Here is a 23,763-nt window from a genome sequence, read left to right as displayed (position 1 = left end):
CCACATGTTTGAACGTCTAATTCGCTTTGCCATTGAGCAGCGTTGGCTTGTCTTGTTCATCGCTTTCGGAATGGCCGCCGTTGGCGTGTACAACTATTCGCGACTGGCCATTGACGCGGTTCCGGACATCACCAACGTCCAGGTCCAGATCAACGCGAGCGCCCCTGGATACTCTCCTTTGGAGACGGAGCAGCGCGTCACGTATCCGATCGAGACCGTGATGGCTGGTCTGCCGGGGCTGCAGCAAACTCGCTCGTTGTCTCGTTATGGCCTTTCTCAGACGACGGTGATTTTCGAAGATGGGACAGACATCTACTTCGCTCGTCAGCTCGTCAATCAGCGTCTGCAGGAGGCCAAGGAAAGCCTGCCGGAGGGGGTCACCCCTGTTATGGGGCCGATATCTACCGGATTGGGAGAGATCTTCCTGTGGACCGTCGAAGCAAAACCCGATGCAAAGAAGGCAGACGGTTCCCCCTATACGGCCACGGACCTGCGCGAGATTCAAGATTGGGTCATCAAGCCGCAACTGCGCAACGTCAAAGGCGTGACCGAGGTCAATTCAATCGGAGGCTACGCAAAGGAGTACCAGGTAGCGCCAGATACCGAGCGCTTGGCATCCTATGGACTCTCGCTCACCGACATCATCACCGCTCTAGAGCGAAACAACGCGAATGTTGGAGCCGGGTATATTGAAAGAAAGGGCGAGCAGTACTTGATTCGTGCTCCGGGCCAGGTTCGGTCGATAGCCGATATTCAGGATATTGTCCTGACCGCGAGAGATGGGCAAGCCATACGCGTTCGTGACGTTGCGGATGTTTCAATCGGGAAAGAGCTTCGCACGGGCGCCGCGACAGACAATGGCAAGGAGGTGGTCCTTGGTACCGTCTTCATGTTGATTGGCGAGAACAGCCGGGCTGTTTCGCAGGCTGTGTCGAAAAAGCTCGAAGAGATAAACAAGAATTTGCCCGACGGGGTAGAAGCGATCACCGTCTATGACCGCACCAATCTCGTAGACAAAGCTATCGCCACGGTAAAGAAGAATCTTCTTGAAGGCGCGATCTTGGTGATCGTGATCCTGTTCGTTTTTCTCGGAAACATTCGTGCTGCGATCATCACGGCGATGGTGATCCCGCTATCCATGCTGTTCACGTTTACGGGAATGGTGACCTACAAGGTCAGCGCAAACCTGATGAGTCTTGGGGCGCTTGATTTCGGGATCATTGTCGACGGGGCGGTAGTGATTGTGGAGAACTGCGTCAGACGGCTGAGTCATGCACAGCTGCATCACGGTCGTCCCCTCACTCGCTCCGAACGCTTCCACGAAGTATTCGCGGCCGCTCGCGAGGCGCGACGTCCGCTGCTGTACGGTCAGCTGATCATCATGGTTGTTTACCTTCCAATATTCGCGCTCAGCGGGGTGGAAGGGCGCATGTTCCACCCGATGGCTCTCACCGTGGTGATGGCATTGCTTGGCGCCATGATTTTGTCGGTCACGTTCGTGCCGGCGGCTGTGGCTATGTTCATCGGGAAGAAGGTTTCAGAGAAGGAAATTCGGGTAATGGCGTGGGCACGTCGACGCTACGAACCTCTGCTCGACCTGGCACTTCGCCGCACTCCTCTCATGCTCGGGGGGGCACTAGGGTTCTTGCTCGTGTGCGGTTTTATCGCCACTCGTTTGGGAAGCGAGTTTATTCCGAATCTCAACGAAGGAGACATGGCAATCCAAGCATTGCGCATTCCGGGCACAAGTCTGACGCAATCAGTCGCCATGCAGGTTCAGCTGGAAACCCGCTTGAAGGAGAAGTTCCCCGAGATCGAGCGTGTGTTCGCGCGGACCGGCACTGCCGAGATCGCATCGGACGCTATGCCCCCCAATATCTCCGATGGCTACATCATGCTTAAGCCCGAAAAGGACTGGCCGACCCCGAAGAAGTCCCATGCCGAGCTGCGTGAGGCGATTCAGCGTGAAGCACAGAACATTCCGGGGAACAACTACGAGTTCTCGCAGCCGATTCAGCTACGGTTCAACGAACTGATTTCTGGCGTTCGCAGCGATGTCGCGGTGAAGATATTCGGTGATGACAACGATGTGTTGAACAAGACTGCGGCTGAGGTGGCTGAAGTCCTCCAGAAGATTCCTGGCGCCTCGGAAGTCAAAGTGGAACAAACCACGGGTCTTCCCATGCTGAGCGTGTCGATCGATCGAGCTAAAGCAGCGCGCTATGGCCTTAGCCTGTCGGATATCCAGGACACTCTGACGATTGCCGCGGGGGGGCGTGAGGCGGGCACGTTCTTCCAGGGCGACCGCAGATTCGATATCGTCGTTCGACTTCCAGAAAAGGTCCGCGAGAACATCACGGCACTCAAAAATCTCCCGATTGCGCTGCCGAGAGGTGAGGGGCAGGTTCAGACGGCCTACATACCACTATCTGAAGTTGCGACATTTGATTTGGCGCCTGGTCCCAACCAGGTCTCCCGCGAGGATGGAAAGCGGAGGATTGTGGTCAGCGCCAACGTTCGCGGCAGAGACCTCGGATCATTCGTCGGCGAGGCGGAAGCGGCCATCGCTGAACAGGTCAAGGTACCGACGGGTTACTGGACAGCATTTGGGGGCACTTTCGAACAACTTGAATCGGCTACCAAGCGATTGCAGATTGTGGTCCCCGTTGCCCTGCTTCTGGTGTTCGTCTTGTTGTTCGCGATGTTTGGAAACGTTAAGGATGGCCTACTCGTCTTCACCGGTATTCCCTTCGCGTTGACAGGTGGAATCCTTGCGCTATGGATCAGGGGAATTCCGTTGTCAATTACCGCTGCAGTGGGATTCATTGCATTGTGTGGTGTGGCAGTTCTCAATGGTTTGGTTCTGTTGTCCTTTATTCGCTCCTTGAGAGATGAGGGCAAGCCGTTGTACACCGCGGTGCGAGAAGGAGCCTTGACTCGCTTGCGTCCCGTGCTGATGACCGCCCTGGTGGCTTCGCTTGGATTCGTACCTATGGCTATCGCTACGGGGACAGGAGCGGAGGTGCAGCGGCCGCTAGCCACAGTGGTTATTGGGGGAATCATCTCCTCCACCATCTTGACGCTGCTGATTCTGCCCGCGCTCTATCGCTTGGTACATCATGCAGACGCCGAGGAGGAGGAGCTAAACGGCTAGGAGCCTGAACTGTCGCGAGCCTGGAGGGGCCGGCCTCCTCCAAGCTTGCGGAAATGTAATTACAAGGTTCGACGATTGTCGAGCGCACTTTCGTAAATTGGCAGCCTTCGATAGCGAATGGTTAGATCCCATGGTTACATTGCCACCAGGCCCCGCAGAAGCCGAAAAGAAAGCGGAGAACGCAATTCAGATCTCGATTGTGATTCCGTTCTTGAATGAACAAGATGTCTTGCCAATTTGTCACTCGAAGCTGAAAGAGATTCTCGGTGAGCTGGCTCTGCCCTACGAGATCGTGTTCGTGGATGACGGTAGCACGGACAAAAGCGTAATGCTCTTGACTGCGCTGATGGAGCGGGATCCCACAGTTCGAGTGGTGCGCCTGAGTAGAAATTTTGGGAAAGAGGCCGCGATGAGCGCTGGCCTGGCGCATGCGCGGGGTGAGGCAGTGATCATGTTGGATGCCGACCTGCAGGACCCTCCGGAACTGATTCCGGAAATGGTCAAGGCATGGCAGGACGGCTTCGATGTCGTATCGATGCGCAGGCGCAAGCGTGAGGGTGAGGGTTTCGCGAAGCGCTTGTCTGCTTATGCGTTCTACCGAATCATGAGTCGCTTGAGCCGGTCGAGGATTCCCGCAGACACCGGCGATTTCAGACTTATGAGTCGTAGGGCCGTAGAGGCCTTGCTCCAGATGCCGGAGCGGTGCCGCTACATGAAAGGTCTCTATGCTTGGATCGGGTTCCCGACCAAAGTGATCGATTATGACCGCGCGCCCAGGGCCGCCGGCAAGACCAAATGGAACTACTTTGCGCTGTTCGGTCTCGCCCTTGAGGGCATTACCTCATTCTCAACTGCTCCGCTGCGCTGGGCCACTGGCGTAGGAGCGGTTGTCGCGTTGACAGGTGGCACGTTTGGCCTCTGGATAATTTTAAAAACTATCGTATTCGGTCACGACGTACCTGGCTATCCATCACTAACAGCCATGATCACCCTCCTAAGTGGAATACAGCTTCTGACGATTGGGCTGTTGGGCGAATACGTTGGAAAAGGATACATGGAGACGAAGCAGCGTCCGATCTTCATAGTGCGCGATGTGCTCGAAAAAGCCACGCAGATGGCCTCACATCACGCCGGGATTCAAACGAAAAATGCAGTTGAAGGCTAAGTGGTTTTTTTGGGGGCTGGCGGGCATCGCTATTGCTCGGCTTTTTTCAATGGCTGCGATGCCACTGATCGATACCTCGGAGCCGAGATATGCTGAGATAGCGAGACTGATGGTGGAAACCGGAGATTGGATCACTCCTTGGTTCGAACCTGGAGTTCCTTTTTGGGGAAAGCCTCCGCTCTCATTCTGGAGCCAAGCGATGGGGATAAGGATCCTTGGCGGGTCCGAATTCGCGGTCAGATTCCCTTCATTCCTGGCGATGGTTGCGCTCGCAGTAATCCTCTACCGAGCGACCGCTATCTTGGTTGATCGACAGGCTGCTCGATGGACCACGCTCATACTGTCTTCCATGCTGCTACCGCTCGCCGCGGCCGGCGCTGTGCTCACGGATTCCTTTTTTGCGCTAGGGATAACCTATTCAATGTTGGCGTTCCTTATCGCGCCAACAGCGCCGACACCATTCTGGCGTTATGGGCTCTTTGTGGGCATGGCAATTGGCCTGTTGTCGAAAGGGCCCCTCGCACTCGTCCTCGTGGCGATAGTCCTCGTTCCTTGGCTTGCGCTTCGCCGAGATCGTATGGTGCACCTGACCAATCTTCCTTGGTTAACAGGCACGTTGGTGATGCTCGCTCTGACTGTTCCCTGGTACATCTGCGCTGAGCTAAAGACCCCCGGATTCGTCCAGTACTTTTTAGTGGGTGAGCACTTCCTGCGATTCGTAGACGCGGGTTGGCAGGGAGATCTGTATGGTACTGCGCACGAGCGACCCTTTGGCAGCATTTGGATTGAGTGGCTACTGGCTTCGTTCCCATGGGGATGGGCCGGGATTCTGCTAGGGGTTTGGGTAGTGGCTAATGCCTCTCGCAGGGCACGGGCTCGTCAGGCGTGTCGGTCGCCGGTCGTCGGCTACTTGGCGCTGTGGGCCGTTGCCGCTCCGACCTTCTTCACCTTCTCTGGAAACATACTCTGGACGTACGTGTTGCCCAGTCTGCCAGCTTTTGCGCTGCTTCTTGCAATGCTCGCCAAAGAACTGTCGCCTGCGGAAGCGTTGCCGCGTCTAGTCCGGATCTTGGTAGTCACGGGTGCACTAGCGCCGATTGCGGCAATTAGTCTCGGGGTGGTCTCGCTCATGGCGCCCACAAAGCTCAAGACAGAGAAGCAATTAGTGGCCGTCGCGAAATCTCAGATGAGTGAAGGTCAGAGGCTTTACTTTGTGCATAGCCGCCCATTCTCCGCGCGCTTTTATTCGGGCGGCACTGCAGAGCTAATTGCGCCGGGTGAGTTGGAAAAGCTGTCCATGGAAAAGGGTGAAACTGCTTTCGTAGCAATTCCAAAGGGTAAAGAGTCCTCAATCGAGGAAAGCGTGAGAGAACGGTTGGTGCCGATCTATCAAAGTCGTCGCTATGCGCTCTACAGAGTAAATGGCTGAGCCTGTGTCAGCGCTAAAGAAGTATCAGCGTGCCTTCGCGCTTCTTGGTCGCGCGTCCGCTTGGAGGCATCCACGGTCTCTCCTGAGGGTTCTGCACGTTAGCCTGTCCAGCGGCTTCGGTGGCAAGGAGCTGCGTATCCTCAATGAGATGCTCGCCATGCGCGATCGTGGACATACGCTCGAGGTGGTTTGCGCGGCAAGATCTGCGCTAGGGCAGCGATCTCAAAATCACGGCTTTAAAACGCACTGCATTGAGGTGGAGGGGCTGATCGCTTCTGCAAGCATTCCATTTCGCATCGGCGGCATATTGCGTGGAGGAGACTTTGATGTAGTCAACACTCATTCGGTGGAAGATGATCTGCGCGCCGCGCTGGTCGCGCGTTTAGCGCGATCACGATTGGTGGTCAGAACACATCACCGGGAAAACAGACAGCACGTGGCGCGAATCCGCGGCGCGGCGAGCGGTAATGTGATAACCGTAAGCACTTATCAGCGTCAGCGATACCTCGAACGCGGTCATCTCGAGCAGCGTGTTCGGACTATTCCTACAGGCCTGGACATTCCGTATCCCAGGCCAGCGATGCCTTCGATGCGCGAAGAACTCGGCATTCCCGGCGATGCGATTGTCATTGGAAACGTTGCCGACGATCAGGATGCGCAAGGGCTTCGAATTCTCGTCGAGGCGATGTACCCGTTGATGGAGGTCCACCCACAAGTTCACTTGGTGCTTGGTGGCCTGCATGAGCCCCGACTCAACCAACTACGGAGACGTGCGGTCGAAATTGGGCTGACAGGAAGGATCCACTTTCCCGATTTTTTCTTATGCGGTGGTGACCTGTTAGACGCGGTTGATATTTACGCAATGGTGCCGGAGTGCGAAGTGTTGGGATCCACGTTTGTCGAAGCATGTGCGTCTGGTGTACCGGTGGTAGCCACGGCAGTTGGTTGTCTGCCGGAAGTTATAGAAAACGGGGTTACGGGTTATGTGGTGCTTCCTTTTGATCGGCTGATACTCCGTTCGGTAATCGGTAAGCTGATCGTAGACGGCAGACTGCGCGACCGGTTTGGCAATGCTGGACGAGCAAACTTTGCGCTCCGGGAAAGGTTCAGTGCGGCGACAATGGCTGAATCTATTGAGAATGCCTATCTTGGGTGGCTGAACCTGGAGTGGCGAGCGGCAAGGTAGATGCGCCAGTGATGCATATGGGCGTCGCGGCGAAGGACGCACACACATGAGATGGCAACTCCTGCTCGTTCACTTCTGGCCGGTTGCGGCCGTTGACCAACGTCCGCAACCGGCCAGAAGGACTCGAGGCCAACTCCGGGGAAAGAACGGGGAAGCCGTGCCCGATGCCGCCCCTACCTGGAAACGCCAAACCTCTCAGATTCGTCGGACTGCGGAGTTCACTTGGGTGTAGCAGTGCCCATCAATCCCAGATCCCCAAACACAGCGCGCACGATCTTCATGCGCGCAGCGGCATCCTGTTTTTTCTTGACGTCCACGTTAAGCGCGAAATAGAAAACCTTATCCTCGCGCTCCAGGTAGCCCGCCAGCCATCCCGTCTGCTGCGCACCAGGTTCGCCAAGTCCGGCCCAACCCGTCTTGCCGCTCAGACGGTAGTCAGGTGTCTCTTCCAGGACGAGGATGTCCTTGGTCATCTGCACCGTCCGCTCGGACAGGCCGAATTGATTGACATAGAACCGGCGCAGGAATTCCACCTGTTCGTTTGCGGAGATTCTGAGCCCACCGGTTAGCCAGAATTTGTCTATGCCACCAGAAATGTCTCGATTTCCGTAGTTGAACCGGTCGACATAAGCCTGCATACGTTCGGCGCCGATGCGCCTGGCAATTTCCTGGTAATACCAGACGGCGGAGTTCTGTAGCGCCGATTCAAGCGTATGGTTTTGCGCCCATGCCGCCGGCCACCATGGCTGGCGAGGGTTGCGCTTGCTGTCCCACTCGATTTCGAAGTCCTTGCCTTTCGCGACGCCTGTTTCCAGCGCGATAAGCGAGTTGGGAATCTTGTAGGTGGATGCGGGCAGATACCGCTTATCGGCCCTGGCCTCGTCGTAGCGCTGAAATGCTCCGGTCTGTCCGTCAAGCAGGACGAACGTGCCCTCAACTTGTTCCTCCCGGAATCTCGCGCCGATATCGACCTGCGGTAATTCGGCGTGCGCGCCGGCGGACGCGAGCAACGTCATCAGCAGCGGAAAGGCGGCTTTGGCAAACCGACGAAATTTCGAATTCATGTTATCTCCGTGATTGTCATGCGGGATGCATGCGGCCGCCAGAATATGCGTGGGGTTGATGAGCGCCAATCAAGGTGCCGTAACGCCTGTAACATGGCGGCATGACTCAGAACATCCAAATCGATTTGGACCGTCCACTGCTTGTGGACGGCAAGCCTGCGCGGTATCAGTCGGTTTGGCTGCTGCTAAGGGTCTGGTACGCGCAGCAGACGGGTGAGGGGGCTGTGCCCGGGTCGTCATTGCAGGCCCGATATCCGGGGAACGCCAACTTGCGCATGTTTGTTTCCCGCGCGTTTCGGGATTTCGCGGCGTGGGGCGTGGAGGTGGGGTGGGGAAGCGCCATTGACCTGCCGCCTGCGCTGCTCAATGCGTCACGGCGCAGCCAGGGACCCTTCTGGATGACGCAAGCGCAGGCAGATAGAGTGCTGTGCCGTCATGGTGCGGCGCCGGCAAGCCTGGACCTCGTGGCGAACTTTCTCGGACTGAGTGGGCAGGTGCCCCCGCGCGCAGATCTGCTGCAATACGTGACCCAGGAGGGGGATTACTGGAATCACCTTACCGAGGCCATGCGGCTGGCGCGAGATGGCATGGCGACAACGGGTATGAATTGGGCGGCGAGTTATCGGGCAGCCGACCGAACGGCGCTGGACGACTTTCAGCGAGCGTTGGCCATACTGAAAGAGAGTCTGGCATGGCGTCGTCACGGTAACGTAAGGCGTAGCGAGGCCGCGTTAAACCGGCTGGGAAAGATTCTCCAGTCGGAAGCCGTCGGTCCATCCATGCCGACCTTGTCGGCGATGGCGTCGGTTGCCACAGCCTGGAATAGCTATGCGCGCGGGGATATCCGGCAATCCCATGCCGGGCTGGACCGTCTGGCGGCAGACCAGTTTCTGGCGCCGGTCATTCGCTATAACCCCCGCGTACGATTTGAGTATCTGAATCTGCGTGCGCTGCTGCACAAAGGCAGCGCTCTGGAAGACAAAGGCGCGGATCGAGTTTTGAGAATGAACGAGGCGGAGAAGGCGATTAGCGCCTTGTCGGAAGCGCTGCAGGCCGCTTACGAGGCGGACTCTGTCGAGGCGGCTCAGGATGTGGCGGCAAACATCGGATGGACGTTGTGGCTGTTCTGGCAGCAGCGATTGCTGGCTGTCATCAACGACCAGGACGTTCATTCGGTACAAGGAACGTCGCTACGCTGGCTGGGGCTGTCGGAATGGATATGCGACCGCTTCGGCGTGGGCGGCAGTTCTGCCTGGAATACGGTATTCGTGCTCCGCATCGCGCGTGGCGGTTGCGACGACAGGAGCGGGGACGTAAAGCGCTTTCAATCGCAATCGCCCCTTCCGGTAGAAAAAATGCTGGAGGCGGTCAAGCCGTTTGAAGCCGCCTTCTCGCGCGCCAAGGGCTACGCAGACTGGTCGAATGTCGCGGCGTTTACGCTTGAGGAGAATGATGCGGGCCGGGTTTTCTATGGGGCTCATCAGGTGGCCAACCTGCTGCTTGAATTTGTGTGGTTTCGCACGCACAGCAAGGGGCTGAGTCGTGAGGTGTTTGCGGCGGTGGAGCGGCTGGCGCACATCGTCCAAGGGTTGGGTCCCGGCCAACGACGCTTTTTCAGGGAAAGCCTCAAGGCATTGCCGGAGCCGCTGCAGATCGCCGCAAAGGATGCGGCGGCTTCGCGCAACGGCAAGAAGCTGGCGTGATTGGCGTTCCTCGCATTACTCCTCGCGCAGGCACCCCAGAAATGCCGCCGTCAAACTTGACTCGGCCTGTTGCTGCGCGGCAAGGATATAGCGCGAGAACACGATCGTCGGCGAAAACGGCAAGCTGGTGACGCCGGGAATCTTCAAGGTCCGCATCACAAGCGGATTGACCACGCTTACCCCAAGCCCCATCGCCACCATGCGACAGATCGTGGCCGCGTAGGGCGTATCCAGGATGAGCTTGCGGCGATCGGGCGCAAATGCGGCATCGATCGCGGCACGCGTGCCGTCGCCCTGGGTCAGCGAGACAAACGGCTCATCATCAAGGTCGCCGGCATTTACCCGTCGCTTGCGTGCCAATCGATGCCCATTGGGTACGATGCAAACCCCTTCATCCTCCGCCCAGAGTTCGACGGCGACCCCGGGCGTATCGGCCAGATACGAGACCAGGCCCACGTCGCAATAGCGCGTTGCGGTCCACTTGGCGACGGTGGGCGAGTCGCCCGTGTGAATCGAGACCGGCACGTCGGGGTAGTGCTGCCGGAACTTGCGCATCACTTCCGGCATGACGCTCATGGCGATGGAAGGCACGGCGCCGATACGCAGCGTGCCGGGGCCCACTTGCCGAATCAGACGCGCAGCATCGGCCAACGCATCCATGCCAAGAAATGCGCGTTGCACTTCCCGGTAGAACGCTTCGGCTTCCGGCGTGGGAATCAGTCCGCCCGGCCGGCGTTCAAACAATCGAAATCCGGTGGCGGCTTCCAGTTGCCCGATGACCCGGCTGATATTGGATTGCGAGGTGTGGAGTTCACCCGCAGCCAGCGTCATGGAACGCGTCAGCATCACCACGCGAAACGTCTCGATGTGTTTGAACTTCATCCTTGAATCCCCCGTATGTGAGTCGCAGCATATCAAAACTGCATGCGTAAGCCGAATACTGTCATTTGACGTAATGTCGGTCGATTTTCATACTCCAGCCATACATCGGATCGGGCGCCTTGCACGGGCAACAGGAGCAGGAAGATCATGGAATCGAAGGTCAGTCGCAGATTGCAGCAAGCCACCGCGCAGGAAGTCTGCGACCACATATATCTGCCGCGGTTGAATCGCGAGTTCGGTAGTGGCTTTGATTACCTCTCGGATATCAATCAAGCGCATCTGCTGATGCTGTTGCGCGCGGGCCTGATGCCGCGAGAGCCGGCCATCAGCCTGGCCCGCGCGCTGCAGCGAATGGAGCGCGATGGCGCCGCTGCGGTGCCGCTGGACCCGCAGCGGGAGGATGCGTACTTCAATTATGAAGCCCACCTCATGGGCCTGGCGGGATCGGAAGTGGGCGGCCGCCTGCATGTGGCGCGCAGCCGCAATGACATCCTTGCCACGCATGACCGGTTGCGAGCGCGCGACGCCGGCTTGAACGTGCTTGACGCGCTCAATGCCGTGCGAGAGGTCGCGATATCCCGCGCCGAGCAGTATGCCGGCGTGGTCATGCCCGGCTACACCCATCTGCAATCCGCGCAACCCATCACCTATGGCCACTACCTGGCCGCCGCGGCCGATGCCATCGCCCGCGATGCGGCCCGCATCGAACAGGCGTTGGCGCATATCGACGCATGCCCGTTGGGCGCTGGTGCGCTGGCGGGAACAACGTTTCCCATCCAGCGCGAAGAGACCGCGCGTCTGCTGGGCTTTGACCGCTGCGTCGACAACTCATTGGATGCCGTGGCTTCGCGGGATTTTGCCTGGGAGCTGATGTCGGCGATGACCATCGCCTCGTTGACCTGGGGAAGAATCGCGCAGGATTTCTATGTGTGGGCTACCCCTGAGTTCGGGCTCATCAATTTTCCCGATCGTGTGGCCGGCACGTCCAGCATCATGCCGCAGAAGAAGAACCCGGTGGTGGTCGAGTATCTGAAAGGTAAAACCAGCCACCTGATCGCCCTGTTCACCGCGTCGATGACCGCCGTGAAGGGCACGCACTTCACGCATAGCGGCGATGGCAACAGGGAGAGCATGCGCAGCTTCTGGGAATCGGCCGACGAGTGCGTTCGCTGCCTGGCGCTTTTCCGGCTGGTGCTGGACGCCGCAGAGCCCGTCGAACAGACCATGCTGCGCAGAGCGAAGACCGACTTTTCCACGGCGACCGATCTGGCGGATGCGCTGGTGCGTGAATCGGGGCTGTCGTTCCGGGAAGCGCATCATGCGGTGGGCGCCGTGGTGTACCAAGCCATTGAAGCCAAGTTGTGTGCCGATGAAATTACCGTCGAGATGGTGAACGCCGCGGCGTCGGAACAGACGGGACGCGACATCCATCTTGATGCGGCAACCGTTCAACGTTGTCTGGATCCGCAGGCGAGCGTGCAGGCCCGTTCCGCCTATGGCGGCCCCGCGCCTGCGCAATTGTCGAAGCGCATTGAAGACCTGCGCCGTGCGCTGGCTGGCTCCCGGTCCCTGGCGGCGTCCCGGCGCGAGGCGATTGCCGCGGCAAGGTCCACGTTGAAGAAAGAGATCGCGGTGCTTGCGATGGCGCCGCTGGACTAAGGCCGAGCCGGGATCACGGCTTTCCTATTCTTATTACACAAGGGGTTCCACCATGAAGCTTGCCATCACGATTGCCGCCGTCTCGGCGCTGGCATTTTCTTCCGCTGCGATTGCGGATGCCTATCCGACAAAACCGATTCGGCTGATCATTCCATTCGCCGTGGGCGGCAGCACCGACAACCTGGGCCGCGTGCTGGCGGCGCGCCTGTCGGAGAAGCTTGGCCAGCAAGTGGTGGCCGACAACCGCCCGGGCGCGGGCGGCAACATTGGCACGGACCTGGTCGCCAAAGCGCCCGCCGACGGATACACGCTGTTGTTCGCCACCGAGGGCACGTTGGGGATCAATCCTTCCCTCTACAAGAAGCTGCCGTTCGACCCGGAGAAGGACTTCACGCCGATCGCGCAATTTGCCAGTGTGCCCAACATCCTGGTCGTCAATCCCAAGGTGCAGGCCAAGACAGTGGAAGAACTTGCGGCCTACGCCAAGAGCAAGCCGGCCAGTCTGAACATGGGCTCGGCTGGCAACGGTACGACCAACCATCTGTCGGGTGAGTTGTTCCAGTCGATGACGGGCACGTCCTTCACGCATGTGCCGTACAAAGGAAGCGGCCCCGCGATGGCGGATCTATTGGCCGATCAGATCCAGTTGATGTTTGACAATCTGCCCGGCTCGTTGCCGCACGTGAAGGCCGGCAGCCTGCGAGCGTTGGCCGTGACCAGCGCCAAGCGCTCGCCGCTGCTGCCGGACGTGCCGACCATGGCCGAGGCGGGCGTGCCGGGCTATGACGTGGAAGTGTGGTTCGGCGTGGCCGCGCCCAAAGGCCTGCCGGCGCAGACGTTGGCGACGCTCTCCAAGGCCATCACCGAGATCTCGCAGGAGCCGGCAACGATAGAAAAGATCCTGAACATTGGCGCCACGCCGCTTACGTCCACGCCCGCTGAGTTCGGCAGCCGGATCCAGGAGGCCCGGATCAAATGGGCGCCGATCGTGGCGCACTCTGGCGCCAAGATCGACTAGGACCCTTTGGCTACATCACCTTTACCGCCCGGCCGATGAACTGAATCGGACCGGTCGGCTTGCCGGTGGGCGAGCCATTGGGCGGTTCCAGCGTCAGTTCAAACAACTGGTTCGCCTCCAGCGGGGGCAGCTTGTCCAGGGGGATGCGCACCGGCTCGCCGGGTTTGATCAGGCCCAGCGACACCGGGCCGGCCCAGCCGTCCGCCTTGGTCCAGAATTCCAGCGCGCGATCGGCCGGCACCTGCATGGCCGCGATCGGCACCAGTTGCACCTCGCGCTGACCCGCGCTGGCCTGCACCACCCAGCCTGGCGTCTGCGATTGGGGCGCGACCAACACCACCATGTACTGCACGGGACCTGGCGTTTGCGCTGGCCGTAGCGCGAGCGTGCCAGCCAGGACCAATGCGGCGGCCAGGGCGCTGGCGGCTGCGCCGCGCCAGAAGAAGAGGCTATCCCACCAGCTTGGACGCGTGGACTGGCCGGCTTGCCGGGCCGCGTGCTGGCGGTCCAGCGTTTTGGCAATGCGCGGCCACAGGCCGGGCGAGGGCTCGATCGGCTCGGTCAGGCTGGTAAGCGGCAGCAGGCGCGCTTCCCAACGGTCGACGGCGGCGCGCAGGGCCGCATCGTGCGGCAGGCGGGCGTTGACTTCCTGACGGCGCGCGCCGGACAAGGTGCCAAGCACGTACTCGCCGGCCAGTTCGTCCAGGTTTTCGGGGGGGACTGTCGGGGCGCTCATGCCAGGCATTCCTTCAGCGCTTTCAGGCTGCGTTTGATCCAGGCTTTGACGGTGCCCAGCGGCGCGCCCAGGCGCTGGGCGATTTCGCTGTGCGACAGGCCGTCCACGTAGGCGTGCAGCACACAGTTGCGGCGCACGGGTTCCAGTTGTTCCAGGCAGGGGCCGATGCGGCCGGCGCTGTCGCGCCAGTCGAAGGCCTCGCGTGTGTCGTGCCAGGCGTCGATCGCTTCGCGTGCATCCAGCGCGGCGGCGGTGTCGTCGTCGACGGCGGTTTCATGGCGGCCGTCTCGCACGGCGTTCAGCGCCAGGTTGCGCGCCACGCTGTAAAGCCAGCCACGCGCCGAGCCGCGGGTGGCGTCGAAGCTGCCGGCCCGGTTCCAGATATTGACGAAGGCATCGTGCACGATGTCTTCAGCGCGGGCGCGGTCACGAACGATGCGCTGGGCGACGCCCAGCAGCCGCGGGCCTTCGTGGCGGTACAGGGCTTCCAGCGCCGAGCGGCGCCCTGCGGCGCACTGCTCGAGGGCTGCTTCGTAATCGAAATCCGGAACAGGTCGGTTTGGCATGCGCGCGGGGGCGGGGGGTGAGGGGCACGGACCGGGCTGGCAAGCCCCGGCAGCGGCGGCGGGTCCGGGCACATGTTACCGGACTCCCGCCGCCTTGGCCCGCCTGGTGTCAGTTCGCCTTCCAGAAGATGTAGTCGGCCTGGTACGACACCTGGCTGCGTTGGCCGGCCTGGGTGCAAGGCTTCTGAGGCGCCACGCCGCCCTTGAGCGCCGTGCGCTGGATGTAAGCGACGCCAGTCATGGCGCCGGCGCCCATGGCGGGATTGGCCTTGACCAGTTGATAGGGCAAATTGCCCGCGCCGGCCGGCGCCACGGCGACCTGCGTGCCGGTCAGCTTGGAGCCGTCCGCGGCCTCCCAGGTGGCGGGCGGGCCGTAATAGGTGCCGACCTGCTTGCCTTGGCGGTCTTTCAGGACCGCCTTCGGACCGGCGAACACCCATTCCATTTGATCCTTGGCGTCGGCCTTGGCGCGGCATTCGTAGGTAATTTCGCCGGTGCCCACGGTTTCCCAGGCCACTTTGTGGCCGGCGGGCACTTGGACGGCGGCGGGCAGGGCGTCTTGCGAGGCGGCCATGGCCGGGGCTTGCAGTATGCCGCAAGCAGCCAGCAGGGCGGCGGTGAAAAGGCCGGTGGCGGGGGTGGGGCGAGTCGTCATGAGCGGTCTCCTGCGCAAAAGGAATTTGCGGATACGGCGCACGGAATGTGCGCCGTTGCAGGTACTACACGCGGGAGACGCGATTGGATGCAGGGCGGCGGAAATTTTTTTCGGCGTGCATTGGGCGTCCATCAAGACCGGATCGCCCAACACGGCGGACCCTGCGCCCGGACTAGCGATCAGCAGCGCCCGGTATTCAAGTCTGAAATCAGGTTGTTGAAATCCTGGCGCAGGCTGTTGGCGTCGTTTTCGATCGTCGGGCGCATCATCTTGAACGCGCCGGTGCGGGCGGCGTCTTCCTTGTAGCGGCCGTTGTTGGTGTGCTCAAGAATCTGGCGGCCGGAGGCGAGGAAGCTGTTGACGTTCATCATCATGCCGCTGCAACCCTTGGGGTCGGCTTCGCGCGTTTTCTTGTCAAAGCCCAGCGCCATTTCGTTCATCTTGTCCAACTGCTGCTTGAACGCTTCCTGGTCGGCGCCCAGCCCCTGGCCGTCGAACACGCCCGAGGCCTTGTCCATCGTGGCCTTGCCGTAATACACCATGCCGGCGCGGTAGTAGGCGACCGTGTCTTTCTTGGCCTTTTCGAAGGCTTCCTTGGTGTTCGCGGTGTCCTTGATCGAGATGCCGCGGTAGAAAATGTTTTCGGCTTTTGCGACGTCCGTCAGCGCGGCGACATAGGCCGGGCTTTTGTCGCGGGCCAGCGCGCCGTTGTCCGACAGGAAGGTCTTGGCTGCCGAATAGTTTTGCAGTTCGGTGCTCAGCGGCGCCAGCTTGCCCAGCGCGTCCGAGAACGCCTTGGCCGGTGCGTCGATTTCGGCGATGGGCGTCGGCATTGCCAGCGCGCGGTCGAGTTTTTCTTTGGTGCGCAGGATTGCCGTGTCGTTGCTGATGACAAAGTCCTTGAGCGGCTTGCCGCTCTTGAGGGCCGGGACGGCATGGGTCTCGTAGCGGTCCAGCGCCTGCGCGAACGTCGTGGAGAGGCTGTTCGCGGTATCGACGTACAGGTTGTACTTGATGATCTCTGCCTGAGCGGTGGTCGCCTCGGGCGCCTTGGCTTCCTGTTTGGCGCTATCGTCGCCGCACGCGGCAAGCGCCAGCGTGAAGACCAGAACTGCGGACATGCGCAAGGGGCGCGGCATAAACATCTTTGTTTCCTGTTGGGGGTGATTGTGAAGGGGACGGATGATATTCCCTTCGATTTCCCAACGGGCTACAAAGTCATTCAAAGCTGTCACAAGATTTTGCAGGGTTTGGCCATCGTCCGGATTCAACGCCGCCACCTCAGCGCAGATGCCCCTGCCCCTTCAGCGGCTGAACCGTTCGGCCGCTTCCACGATGCGTTGCGCGAGCAGCGCGGCCACGGGCTGGCGGATGTCGGAAGGACGTTCAACCAGTCCGATCTCGCGAAAGAAGGTGGCGTCGCCCAGCGTCTTGACGACGACTCCCCGTGGCAGCGAAAGCGCTTTGCTTAGCGGAAGCAGCGCAACGCCCACGCCCTTGCGCACGAGTTGCGCGATGGCCTGCAGCTCGTCCAGTTCAATGGCTTCCTTCGGCGTGATGCGCGAGTGCCGCAGGAACTGATCGACGAGTCTGCCGCCGAAGGAACCGCGGTCGTACCGAATGAAGGGCTCGTTTTCCAGCAGATCGAGCCACTCGCGCTGCCCGTGCTTGCGGGGGGCCAGCAGCACGAACGGCTCGCTGAACAGCACGCGCCAGCGCAAGTCGGCGGGTAGGGCGAAGGGGGGCTTGATCATCACCGCAATGTCCACTTCGCCCGAGTCGACCTGTCCCAGCAGGTTCAGCGACAGGCCCGGGACCAGCCGGATGCGATAGCCGGGGTTGATGCGCCAGAACTCGGTCAGGGCATCGGTCAAAAACGTTGTTTGCGCCGACGCGATGGAGCCGACCCGGATCAGGCCGGTCTTGGGGCTGCTTACGTTCTTGCCGAACTTGGCGTAGACGGCCATCACCTCTTCGGCAATGGCCAAGGCTTCGCGGCCATTGCTGTTCAGGTTTGCCGAACGTCCCGTGCGGTCAAAGAGCGGATAGCCCAGTTCTTCTTCCAGGCGCTGGATCTGCGCGCTGACGGCGGACTGCGTCAGACCGATGTGAGCCGCCGCATTGGCGAATGTGCCGTAACGCACAACGGCCATGAAAGTCTGGAGTTCTCGCCGCATGGTGGCCCTTGGTCGCTGGGGTTGCCCCGATCAGCGCAGGTTGTCAGGACGCTGAATCGTCTGGACGAAGGCGCGTGCGATCCGGGCGCCCGCCGCATCGGCGTCGTCCGCGTGCAGGGCGCGGTCGGCATCGGCCTGGGATTCAAGCCAGCCGGGCGCGATGCGATCGACGCGTTCCTTGTTGCTGCGGGTCCAGCGCTGTACCACATCGCCGCTGGCTTCGAAGTGAAACTGCATGCCGTACGCGGCGCGGCCCACGCGAAAGCATTGATTCTTGACCAGGCGGCTCTCGGCAAGCAGCGCGGCGGAATCCGGCAGCGTGTAGGTGTCCACATGCCATTGAAAGCTGACGAAACCCGGATGCAACTCGGCAAACAACGGGTCCTTGCGCCCATCTTCCGTCACGGTAAGCGGCGTCCAGGAAAACTCCCGGGCCACCCCGAGCAGGTTGTCGGCCCCGTAAGCGCGGGCCAGCACCTGCGCCCCGAGGCAGATGCCCAGCACGGATTTGCCGGCATCGCCAAACTTGCGCATCAGCGCCACCAGTTTGGGCAGGTAGGGGTGAAGTTCGTCGTCTCGCGCGCTTGGCCAGCCGCCCGGCACGATCAACGCATCGAAGTCGTCCAGGCAGATGTCGCCCAGTCCATCGCGGTGCGCGCGGAACCAGGTGATTTCGGCATGGGCGCTTTGCAGCGCGCTCAACAGCAGCCCAAGCTGCGTGTCGTCCATGGTCTCGATGATTGCAACGCGTGGCGCCATAAGGGGGATCGAACGGTAGAGGTTGGACGCAAGGCGCCGGCAGCCCTTGCAGGTCAGACCGGCGAAAAGGGGGATAGTAACGGCACGCCTTGATATCGGGGAGGCCGCGCTGAATGGCTCAAGCCCCGCTTCGGCTCATTTCAGCGCGCTTTCTACGCATGGCAACGCCAAGGGCGGCGACGGACAGCGCCAGCGGAATGAATGACACCCACAGCACGGTGTTCCAACCGAACGCCGACAGCAGGCCCCCGGACGAGAACGAGCCGATCGCCATCAAGCCGAAGACGATGAAGTCGTTCAGGGACTGGACACGCGTTCTCTCCTCGGGCCGATGGCATTCCAGCACCAGCGCGGACGCGCCCAGAAACCCGAAGTTCCATCCCACGCCGAGCAGGACCAGTGACCACCAGAAGTGCGCGACATCGATACCGCCCAGGCCCACCGCGGCCGCGACCCCAATCAACATCAGGCCCATGGTCGCGACCCGTCCCGCACCAAAGCGCGATATCAGTCTGCCGGTGAAAAAGCTTGGCGCGTACATGGCAATGACATGCCACTGCAGTCCGAGGTTGGCGGACTCCTGCGAGTGGCCGCAGAGGTGCATTGCCAGCGGTGCGGCCGTCATGAGGAAGTTCATGAGCATGTAGGAGACGGCGCCGGCGATCACTGCGGCGATGAAGCGCGGCTGCAGCGCAATCTCGGAAAGCGGCCGCCCGCCTGCGACCTCCGCGGCAGTGGGGGCGGGCAACCTGACACCGATAAGAATGAACGCCGAAATTGCTGCAACCGCCGCTTGCGCCAGAAAGGTGGCGGCAAACATGTGCGGCGGCCATAGGTTCATCGTGCCGTTGACGAGCTGTGGCCCGACGATCCCGGCCGCGACGCCGCCCGCCATGACCAGGGATAGCGCGCGCGCCCGTCGCTTGGGCTCCACGCCGTCCGCGGCGGCGAAGCGGAACGACAGGACGACCGCAGCATAGACACCGCCGAAGAACGTAGCCAGGCTGAACAGCCAGAAGCTTCCGATCAAGACCGCCAGCATCGCCAGCAGGCCGGTGAGCACGCCAGCGCCGGTGCCCAGCAGAAAGGCCGCGCGCCTGCCGTGGCGCCTGGCGACGGCGCCCATGGGCAGCGTGCACGTCGCCATGCCCACCACAAAGATGGAAATCGGCAGCGTCGCGAGCATGGGCGTCGGGGCAAGCGTATTGCCGATGATGGAGCCCGTTGCATAGACGACCACCGAATTCGCGCCCGCCAGGGCTTGGGCTGCGGTCAGTCGCCAGATGTTGCCTTGTTGAACACCCTCGGGCAGAACAGCGGGGCGGTCATGCGCGGAAGCGGCGCTATTTTTTGTCATTATGGTCAATGGCGTTACGTTGAGGTGGCATTACAACTCAAAGTTACGAAGGCGATCTATCGACAGTCTGCCAAGTTATATAGAATCGGCGACATATGAAAGCGCTCGTGCCGTGGGAAGCCATTACCGCGCCGCCAGATGTCCTGCCGCCTTTGCCAATGACCATGAGGGTGCAGTCCATCGGCGCGCGGAATTATTTCGCCATATCTCCGAATCAGGCTGCGTGGATTCCGTCAGGAACCTTGCATAGCGTTGGGACCTTCCTTGGCGCCGAATATCGCAGTGTTTGGCTTGCCTGCGCCTTCGCCCTTCAAGGTTCCGTTCCCTCTCCTGGACTTGAACCGACTTAGAATCGGTCACCAACTTTCGACTGAGGGGAGCCAGCCATGGTGGGTAGTGCCAAAAAAGCCTTGCTTGCAGGCATCTCATGTGTGTTTATCGCGGCCAGCGCATTGGCGGCGCCGCCAGAGGGAAAGGGCAAACCCGATAACGCTGGCCAGGGGCAAGGGCAGAGCAAGGGACGCGGACAGGGCAGCAACGGAAATGCTTCCGGAAAGGGCAACGCCGGTCACGGAGATGCGCCTTCCAAGTCCAACGATGCCAGCGTCACGCTGCGTTATGCGGGCATAACCGTCTCCACCGCCAGATCGTACGCGCAGGAGTATGGCCTGTCGGGCTACGGTCAGCTGCCGCCGGGTGTCCGCAAGAACCTCGCCCGTGGCAAGCCGCTGCCTCCCGGAATTGCGAAGAAAATGGTCCCCGGTCCGATGTTGGCCCGGCTCCCCGCCTATCCCGGGTATGAGTGGAGGGTGGCCGGATCGGATCTCGTCCTGGTCGCGGTTGCAACCGCCGTGGTCGCCGATATCCTGATCGACGTGTTCGATTGAGGGGCCACATGCGCCGTTGCGGCGGGCCGGTGTCCACCACGCCCGCGCCCCGGACTTGCCTGTATCATCCGCTGCAAGACATCCGTCCCCCGAGCGCCGTATACCGCCGCGCGGCCTGATTGCCAGTGACCCCGGATAGCCGCCATGCCCGACCCGCTACGTCTGCAGGCTTTGATACAGGAGTGCGCCCGCGGCCAGGAGTCCGCGCTGGCGGAACTCTATCGTCAGACCTCCCCGCATCTGTTTGCGCTTGCCGTACGTATATTGCGGCGAAGCGACTGGGCGGAAGAAGTCCTCCAGGACAGCTTCATCAATATCTGGCGCAATGCCGCCCGCTATTCCTCGGAGCAGAGCCAAGTCATGACCTGGATGACGCGCATCGTGCGCAACCGCTGCATCGACCTGCTACGCAGGCCGGACCTGGAACGCCCCGACGCCGACGGCGCGTTGACGCAGGCCTGGGCCGATGACGCGCCCGGCCCGTTCGAGCGGCTGCAACGCGACCAGGACGGCCAGCGCCTGGCGGACTGCCTGAAACAGCTCGAGGGGCAGCAACGCACCGCCATTGCGCTGTCCTTTTTCGACGACCTCAGCCACAGCGAGATCGCCCGGCGCCTCCAGGCGCCGCTGGGCACGATCAAGAGCTGGGTGCGGCGCGGCATGGACCGGCTCAAGAGGTGCCTGTCATGAACTACAGCAATCCTCAACTGCGCGAGCGGCTTGCCGCCGACTACGTGGCCGGCGCCATGCGCGGTGGCGCGCGCCGCCGTTTCGAGGGCCTGATGGCCGCCGACGCCAACCTGCGCCGCCAGGTGCGCGACTGGGAAAACGATATCTATCCGCTGTTATGGTCGCTGCCGCCGCGGGTTCCCCCGCGCCGCGTGTGGCGCGCCATCGAAGCGCGCCTGAAACCCGGCGGCAGCCACGGCTGGCAGGGCCTGACGTTCTGGCGCGTGCTTAGCGGCGCGCTGGCGGCCATGCTGGTGGCCGGCATGGTGGTCTACCCAATGCAGGTCGACCGCGCCGCGCGCACTCAATTGATGGCGGTGCTGCAAAGCCCCGAGGCGCAGGCCATGCTGGTGGTGCGCGCCGACGAGCGCGGCGGCCTGCACGTGCATACCTTGCAGGATCTGGCCTCGCGCGCCGACGGCAAGGCGCTGGAGCTCTGGGTGATTCCCCCGGGTCAGGCGCCGATATCCGTCGGGGTGGTGGCGCCCGATGGCCAGACGGCGCTGCCGCGCGCTCAAGGGCTGGAAGGGGTGCAGACCCTGGCCATCACCCTGGAGCCGCCGGGCGGCTCGCCCTCGGGCAAGCCCACCGGACCGGTCATCATGAAGGGCGACGTGCTCAAGATCTGAGCTGCATCCAAACCGGGCCTGCCCGCGTATAGAGGGTGTTCCGTTGCGGAGTGCCCCATGTCTTCCTGGATTGCCGCTGGCCCGCGTGGCCTGCTTGCCATCGTGGCCGTGGCCGCGCTGGCCCTGGGCCTGCTGGCCGCCTGTTCGCCATTGACGCTGCTAAACGGTGCGGTGCCCGAGGACGGCAGCGACGTCACGGCGGGGCTGGCTTACGGCACCTTGCCGCGTCAGCACCTGGACGTCTACCGGCCGACGGACGCCACGGGGGCGCCCGTGGTGGTTTTTTTCTACGGTGGCGGCTGGCGCAGCGGGGAACGCGCCGACTACCGGTTCGTGGGCGACGCGCTGGCGGCGCGTGGCATGGTGGCGGTTGTCGCCGACTACCGTCTTTATCCCGAAGCCGGCTTTCCGGCTTTTTTGCGCGACGCCGCCCTGGCGGTGGCGTGGACCCAACGCCATATCGGCGACTACGGCGGCGACCCGGCGCGTGTCTTCGTCGCCGGCCACAGCGCCGGCGGCTACATCGCGGCCATGCTGGCGCTGGACAAGCGCTGGCTTGCCGCCGCCGGTTCCAGCCCGGCGTCGCTGGCCGGCTGGATCGGGCTGGCCGGCCCCTATGACTTCCTGCCCATCGAGGCGCGCGGCGTGCGGCCGGTGTTCGGCTATCCGGACACGCCCGCCGATTCCCAACCCATCCATCACGTCAGCCGCCACGCGCCGCCGGGCCTGCTGCTGACGGGCGCCGCCGACACCACGGTCGACCCGCGCCGCAACAGCGTCGGCCTGGCGGACGCCTTGCGGGAGGCGGGAGCGTGCGCGCGGCTGGTGCAGTACCCCGACCTGGGTCACAAGCTGCTGGTGGGCGCGCTGTCGCGGCCGCTGCGCTGGCGTGCGCCCGTGCTCGACGACGTCAGCGCGTTCGTCAGCCGTCCGTGCCCCTCCGCCGAAGGAGAGTGACCCTGCGATCGCTGGCGATGGCAACGCCGTCGGTCGCGTGTTGCGAATAAGGGTTTCCACCTATGCATCCGATGCCGCGCCGCGCCCGTATATCCCCACACGTTTCACACAGGACAGCATGATGCGCTCCGTTCTTACCGGCTGGACCGCCTCGATACGACGCTGGGTCGATACGCAGGCGCAGGATGCGCCAGGCGGCGACCCCGATCGCATCGACTGGACCCGCGCCTTGCCTTTCGCCTTGTTGCACGCCGGCTGCCTGGGCGTGCTGTGGACCGGCGTGTCCCCGGCCGCGCTGGCGCTTGCGGCGGCGTTGTATGCCGTGCGCATGTTCGCCCTGACCGGCTTCTACCACCGCTACTTCTCGCATCGCACGTTCCGTACCTCGCGCGGCATGCAATTGGTCTTCGCCGTGCTGGGGGCGTCGTGCGCGCAGCGTGGACCGTTGTGGTGGGCGGCCCACCATCGTCATCACCATCGTCATGCCGACGACGCCCAGGACCTGCATTCGCCGCGCCGCCATGGCTTCTGGTGGAGCCACATGGGCTGGTTCCTGACCCGCCGCGCCTTCGCCACCGACATGGCGCGGGTGCCCGACCTGCGCGGCTACCCCGAACTGCGCTGGCTCGACCGCTTCGACGCGGCGGTGCCGCTGGCGCTGGCGTTGGGGTGCTACGGGCTGGGCGCGCTGCTGGCGCGCGTGGCGCCGGGCCTGGGCACCGATGGGCCGCAGATGCTGGTGTGGGGCTTTTTCATTTCCACCGTGGCGCTGTTTCACGCCACCGTCACCATCAATTCGCTGGCGCACCGGTACGGCAGGCGGCGCTACGACACCGCCGACGACAGCCGCAATAACGCCTGGCTTGCGCTGCTGACGTTCGGCGAGGGTTGGCACAACAACCATCACTTTTATCCGGGCTCGGCGCGCCAGGGCTTTCGCGCCCGCGAGATCGACATCACCTGGTACGGCCTGCGCCTGCTGGCCGCCGCCGGCCTCATCTGGGATTTGAAGGGCGTACCGGCCTGGGCGCTGGCCGCCGCCAAGGAGTGA

General features: G+C 62.1%; 21 protein-coding genes. 12 read left to right on the top strand and 9 right to left on the bottom strand.

Features of this window, described 5'->3' with window-relative positions; all coding sequences use genetic code 11:
• Nucleotides 1-4 precede the first annotated feature (4 nt).
• From QEP15_RS21430 to QEP15_RS21415, 4 genes are all read left to right on the top strand, one after another.
• Complete coding sequence (locus QEP15_RS21430; RefSeq protein WP_280148023.1) at nt 5-3,154, top strand: CusA/CzcA family heavy metal efflux RND transporter; 3,150 nt, start codon at nt 5-7, stop codon at nt 3,152-3,154.
• A 130-nt stretch (nt 3,155-3,284) separates the two neighbouring features.
• On the top strand, nt 3,285-4,319 hold the full coding sequence (locus QEP15_RS21425; RefSeq protein WP_253854664.1) for a glycosyltransferase family 2 protein: 1,035 nt from the start codon (nt 3,285-3,287) through the stop codon (nt 4,317-4,319).
• A complete protein-coding gene (locus QEP15_RS21420; RefSeq protein WP_280148022.1) occupies nt 4,303-5,748 on the top strand; it encodes an ArnT family glycosyltransferase in 1,446 nt (481 codons plus the stop codon). Before QEP15_RS21425 ends, QEP15_RS21420 begins: the two co-directional genes overlap by 17 nt.
• A 157-nt stretch (nt 5,749-5,905) precedes the next feature.
• Nucleotides 5,906-6,934 carry a glycosyltransferase family 4 protein gene (locus QEP15_RS21415; protein WP_253854668.1) on the top strand — a complete coding sequence of 343 codons (1,029 nt, stop codon included), beginning with the start codon at nt 5,906-5,908 and terminating at the stop codon, nt 6,932-6,934.
• A gap of 218 nt (nt 6,935-7,152) precedes the next feature.
• Here QEP15_RS21415 and blaOXA read toward each other — a convergent pair whose 3' ends face one another.
• The gene (blaOXA, locus tag QEP15_RS21410) at nt 7,153-7,998 is read right to left on the bottom strand and encodes a class D beta-lactamase (RefSeq protein WP_280148021.1); all 846 of its coding nucleotides are present in this window, start codon (nt 7,996-7,998) and stop codon (nt 7,153-7,155) included.
• 101 nt (nt 7,999-8,099) lie between these two features.
• On the opposite strand from blaOXA, the gene QEP15_RS21405 reads away from it, so the two are divergent.
• Nucleotides 8,100-9,701 carry a hypothetical protein gene (locus QEP15_RS21405; RefSeq protein WP_280148020.1) on the top strand — a complete coding sequence of 534 codons (1,602 nt, stop codon included), beginning with the start codon at nt 8,100-8,102 and terminating at the stop codon, nt 9,699-9,701.
• Between the two features lie 15 nt (nt 9,702-9,716).
• Here QEP15_RS21405 and QEP15_RS21400 read toward each other — a convergent pair whose 3' ends face one another.
• A complete protein-coding gene (locus QEP15_RS21400) occupies nt 9,717-10,583 on the bottom strand; it encodes a LysR family transcriptional regulator (protein WP_425285967.1) in 867 nt (288 codons plus the stop codon).
• A gap of 147 nt (nt 10,584-10,730) precedes the next feature.
• Between QEP15_RS21400 and argH the strand changes: the two genes are divergently transcribed.
• Together argH and QEP15_RS21390 are read left to right on the top strand one after the other, a co-directional pair.
• Nucleotides 10,731-12,242 carry an argininosuccinate lyase gene (gene argH, locus QEP15_RS21395; RefSeq protein WP_280148019.1) on the top strand — a complete coding sequence of 504 codons (1,512 nt, stop codon included), beginning with the start codon at nt 10,731-10,733 and terminating at the stop codon, nt 12,240-12,242.
• A gap of 52 nt (nt 12,243-12,294) precedes the next feature.
• Nucleotides 12,295-13,260, top strand: a complete 966-nt coding sequence (locus QEP15_RS21390) for a Bug family tripartite tricarboxylate transporter substrate binding protein (protein WP_280148018.1) — start codon at nt 12,295-12,297, stop codon at nt 13,258-13,260.
• A gap of 10 nt (nt 13,261-13,270) precedes the next feature.
• On the opposite strand, the gene QEP15_RS21385 is transcribed toward QEP15_RS21390, so the two are convergent.
• The 7 genes from QEP15_RS21385 to QEP15_RS21355 form a co-directional block, all read right to left on the bottom strand.
• Complete coding sequence (locus QEP15_RS21385) at nt 13,271-13,996, bottom strand: anti-sigma factor (protein ID WP_280148017.1); 726 nt, start codon at nt 13,994-13,996, stop codon at nt 13,271-13,273.
• Nucleotides 13,993-14,562 carry a sigma-70 family RNA polymerase sigma factor gene (locus QEP15_RS21380; protein WP_226847074.1) on the bottom strand — a complete coding sequence of 190 codons (570 nt, stop codon included), beginning with the start codon at nt 14,560-14,562 and terminating at the stop codon, nt 13,993-13,995. Before QEP15_RS21380 ends, QEP15_RS21385 begins: the two co-directional genes overlap by 4 nt.
• 109 nt (nt 14,563-14,671) lie before the next feature.
• Nucleotides 14,672-15,217 (bottom strand): DUF3455 domain-containing protein, encoded by a 546-nt coding sequence (locus QEP15_RS21375; RefSeq protein WP_280148016.1) that lies wholly within the window; start codon nt 15,215-15,217, stop codon nt 14,672-14,674.
• Nucleotides 15,218-15,396: 179 nt separating this feature from the next.
• Entirely contained in the window at nt 15,397-16,338 is a 942-nt protein-coding gene (locus QEP15_RS21370) for a DUF3829 domain-containing protein (RefSeq protein ID WP_280148015.1), read from the bottom strand.
• A 183-nt stretch (nt 16,339-16,521) separates the two neighbouring features.
• A complete protein-coding gene (locus QEP15_RS21365) occupies nt 16,522-17,394 on the bottom strand; it encodes a LysR family transcriptional regulator (protein WP_152382544.1) in 873 nt (290 codons plus the stop codon).
• Nucleotides 17,395-17,424: 30 nt separating this feature from the next.
• Nucleotides 17,425-18,153 (bottom strand): type 1 glutamine amidotransferase, encoded by a 729-nt coding sequence (locus tag QEP15_RS21360; protein WP_175155280.1) that lies wholly within the window; start codon nt 18,151-18,153, stop codon nt 17,425-17,427.
• A 118-nt stretch (nt 18,154-18,271) separates the two neighbouring features.
• Nucleotides 18,272-19,510, bottom strand: coding sequence for an MFS transporter (locus QEP15_RS21355; RefSeq protein ID WP_217618806.1), 1,239 nt, complete (start codon nt 19,508-19,510; stop codon nt 18,272-18,274).
• A gap of 386 nt (nt 19,511-19,896) precedes the next feature.
• On the opposite strand from QEP15_RS21355, the gene QEP15_RS21350 reads away from it, so the two are divergent.
• From QEP15_RS21350 to QEP15_RS21330, 5 genes are all read left to right on the top strand, one after another.
• Nucleotides 19,897-20,397, top strand: a complete 501-nt coding sequence (locus QEP15_RS21350) for an anti-virulence regulator CigR family protein (protein ID WP_152382541.1) — start codon at nt 19,897-19,899, stop codon at nt 20,395-20,397.
• 144 nt (nt 20,398-20,541) lie between these two features.
• A complete protein-coding gene (locus tag QEP15_RS21345; RefSeq protein ID WP_056325661.1) occupies nt 20,542-21,087 on the top strand; it encodes an RNA polymerase sigma factor in 546 nt (181 codons plus the stop codon).
• On the top strand, nt 21,084-21,755 hold the full coding sequence (locus QEP15_RS21340; RefSeq protein ID WP_152382540.1) for an anti-sigma factor: 672 nt from the start codon (nt 21,084-21,086) through the stop codon (nt 21,753-21,755). The genes QEP15_RS21345 and QEP15_RS21340 overlap by 4 nt, the downstream gene beginning before the upstream one ends.
• Nucleotides 21,756-21,812: 57 nt before the next feature.
• A complete protein-coding gene (locus tag QEP15_RS21335; protein ID WP_152382539.1) occupies nt 21,813-22,712 on the top strand; it encodes an alpha/beta hydrolase in 900 nt (299 codons plus the stop codon).
• A 118-nt stretch (nt 22,713-22,830) separates the two neighbouring features.
• Entirely contained in the window at nt 22,831-23,763 is a 933-nt protein-coding gene (locus QEP15_RS21330; RefSeq protein ID WP_056325670.1) for an acyl-CoA desaturase, read from the top strand.

Origin of the sequence: Achromobacter mucicolens, assembly GCF_029866465.1 — a bacterium.
In the GTDB taxonomy this organism is placed as follows: domain Bacteria; phylum Pseudomonadota; class Gammaproteobacteria; order Burkholderiales; family Burkholderiaceae_B; genus Achromobacter; species Achromobacter mucicolens.
The sequence above is the reverse complement of the archived record's forward strand: the minus strand, read 5'-3'. Positions and strand labels throughout refer to the sequence as shown.

Excerpts from the sequence above, each read along its gene's own strand:
- QEP15_RS21405 (WP_280148020.1), top strand. The coding sequence starts at position 8,100 with ATGACTCAGAACATCCAAATCGATTTGGACCGTCCACTGCTTGTGGAC.
- QEP15_RS21415 (WP_253854668.1), top strand. The coding sequence starts at position 5,906 with ATGCGCGATCGTGGACATACGCTCGAGGTGGTTTGCGCGGCAAGATCT.
- QEP15_RS21340 (WP_152382540.1), top strand. The coding sequence starts at position 21,084 with ATGAACTACAGCAATCCTCAACTGCGCGAGCGGCTTGCCGCCGACTAC.
- blaOXA (WP_280148021.1), bottom strand. The coding sequence starts at position 7,998 with ATGAATTCGAAATTTCGTCGGTTTGCCAAAGCCGCCTTTCCGCTGCTG.
- QEP15_RS21350 (WP_152382541.1), top strand. The coding sequence starts at position 19,897 with ATGGTGGGTAGTGCCAAAAAAGCCTTGCTTGCAGGCATCTCATGTGTG.
- QEP15_RS21425 (WP_253854664.1), top strand. The coding sequence starts at position 3,285 with ATGGTTACATTGCCACCAGGCCCCGCAGAAGCCGAAAAGAAAGCGGAG.
- QEP15_RS21430 (WP_280148023.1), top strand. The coding sequence starts at position 5 with ATGTTTGAACGTCTAATTCGCTTTGCCATTGAGCAGCGTTGGCTTGTC.
- QEP15_RS21355 (WP_217618806.1), bottom strand. The coding sequence starts at position 19,510 with ATGACAAAAAATAGCGCCGCTTCCGCGCATGACCGCCCCGCTGTTCTG.
- QEP15_RS21360 (WP_175155280.1), bottom strand. The coding sequence starts at position 18,153 with ATGGCGCCACGCGTTGCAATCATCGAGACCATGGACGACACGCAGCTT.
- QEP15_RS21420 (WP_280148022.1), top strand. The coding sequence starts at position 4,303 with ATGCAGTTGAAGGCTAAGTGGTTTTTTTGGGGGCTGGCGGGCATCGCT.
- QEP15_RS21365 (WP_152382544.1), bottom strand. The coding sequence starts at position 17,394 with ATGCGGCGAGAACTCCAGACTTTCATGGCCGTTGTGCGTTACGGCACA.
- QEP15_RS21370 (WP_280148015.1), bottom strand. The coding sequence starts at position 16,338 with ATGTCCGCAGTTCTGGTCTTCACGCTGGCGCTTGCCGCGTGCGGCGAC.
- argH (WP_280148019.1), top strand. The coding sequence starts at position 10,731 with ATGGAATCGAAGGTCAGTCGCAGATTGCAGCAAGCCACCGCGCAGGAA.
- QEP15_RS21400 (WP_425285967.1), bottom strand. The coding sequence starts at position 10,583 with ATGAAGTTCAAACACATCGAGACGTTTCGCGTGGTGATGCTGACGCGT.
- QEP15_RS21335 (WP_152382539.1), top strand. The coding sequence starts at position 21,813 with ATGTCTTCCTGGATTGCCGCTGGCCCGCGTGGCCTGCTTGCCATCGTG.
- QEP15_RS21345 (WP_056325661.1), top strand. The coding sequence starts at position 20,542 with ATGCCCGACCCGCTACGTCTGCAGGCTTTGATACAGGAGTGCGCCCGC.
- QEP15_RS21390 (WP_280148018.1), top strand. The coding sequence starts at position 12,295 with ATGAAGCTTGCCATCACGATTGCCGCCGTCTCGGCGCTGGCATTTTCT.
- QEP15_RS21375 (WP_280148016.1), bottom strand. The coding sequence starts at position 15,217 with ATGACGACTCGCCCCACCCCCGCCACCGGCCTTTTCACCGCCGCCCTG.
- QEP15_RS21380 (WP_226847074.1), bottom strand. The coding sequence starts at position 14,562 with ATGCCAAACCGACCTGTTCCGGATTTCGATTACGAAGCAGCCCTCGAG.
- QEP15_RS21330 (WP_056325670.1), top strand. The coding sequence starts at position 22,831 with ATGATGCGCTCCGTTCTTACCGGCTGGACCGCCTCGATACGACGCTGG.
- QEP15_RS21385 (WP_280148017.1), bottom strand. The coding sequence starts at position 13,996 with ATGAGCGCCCCGACAGTCCCCCCCGAAAACCTGGACGAACTGGCCGGC.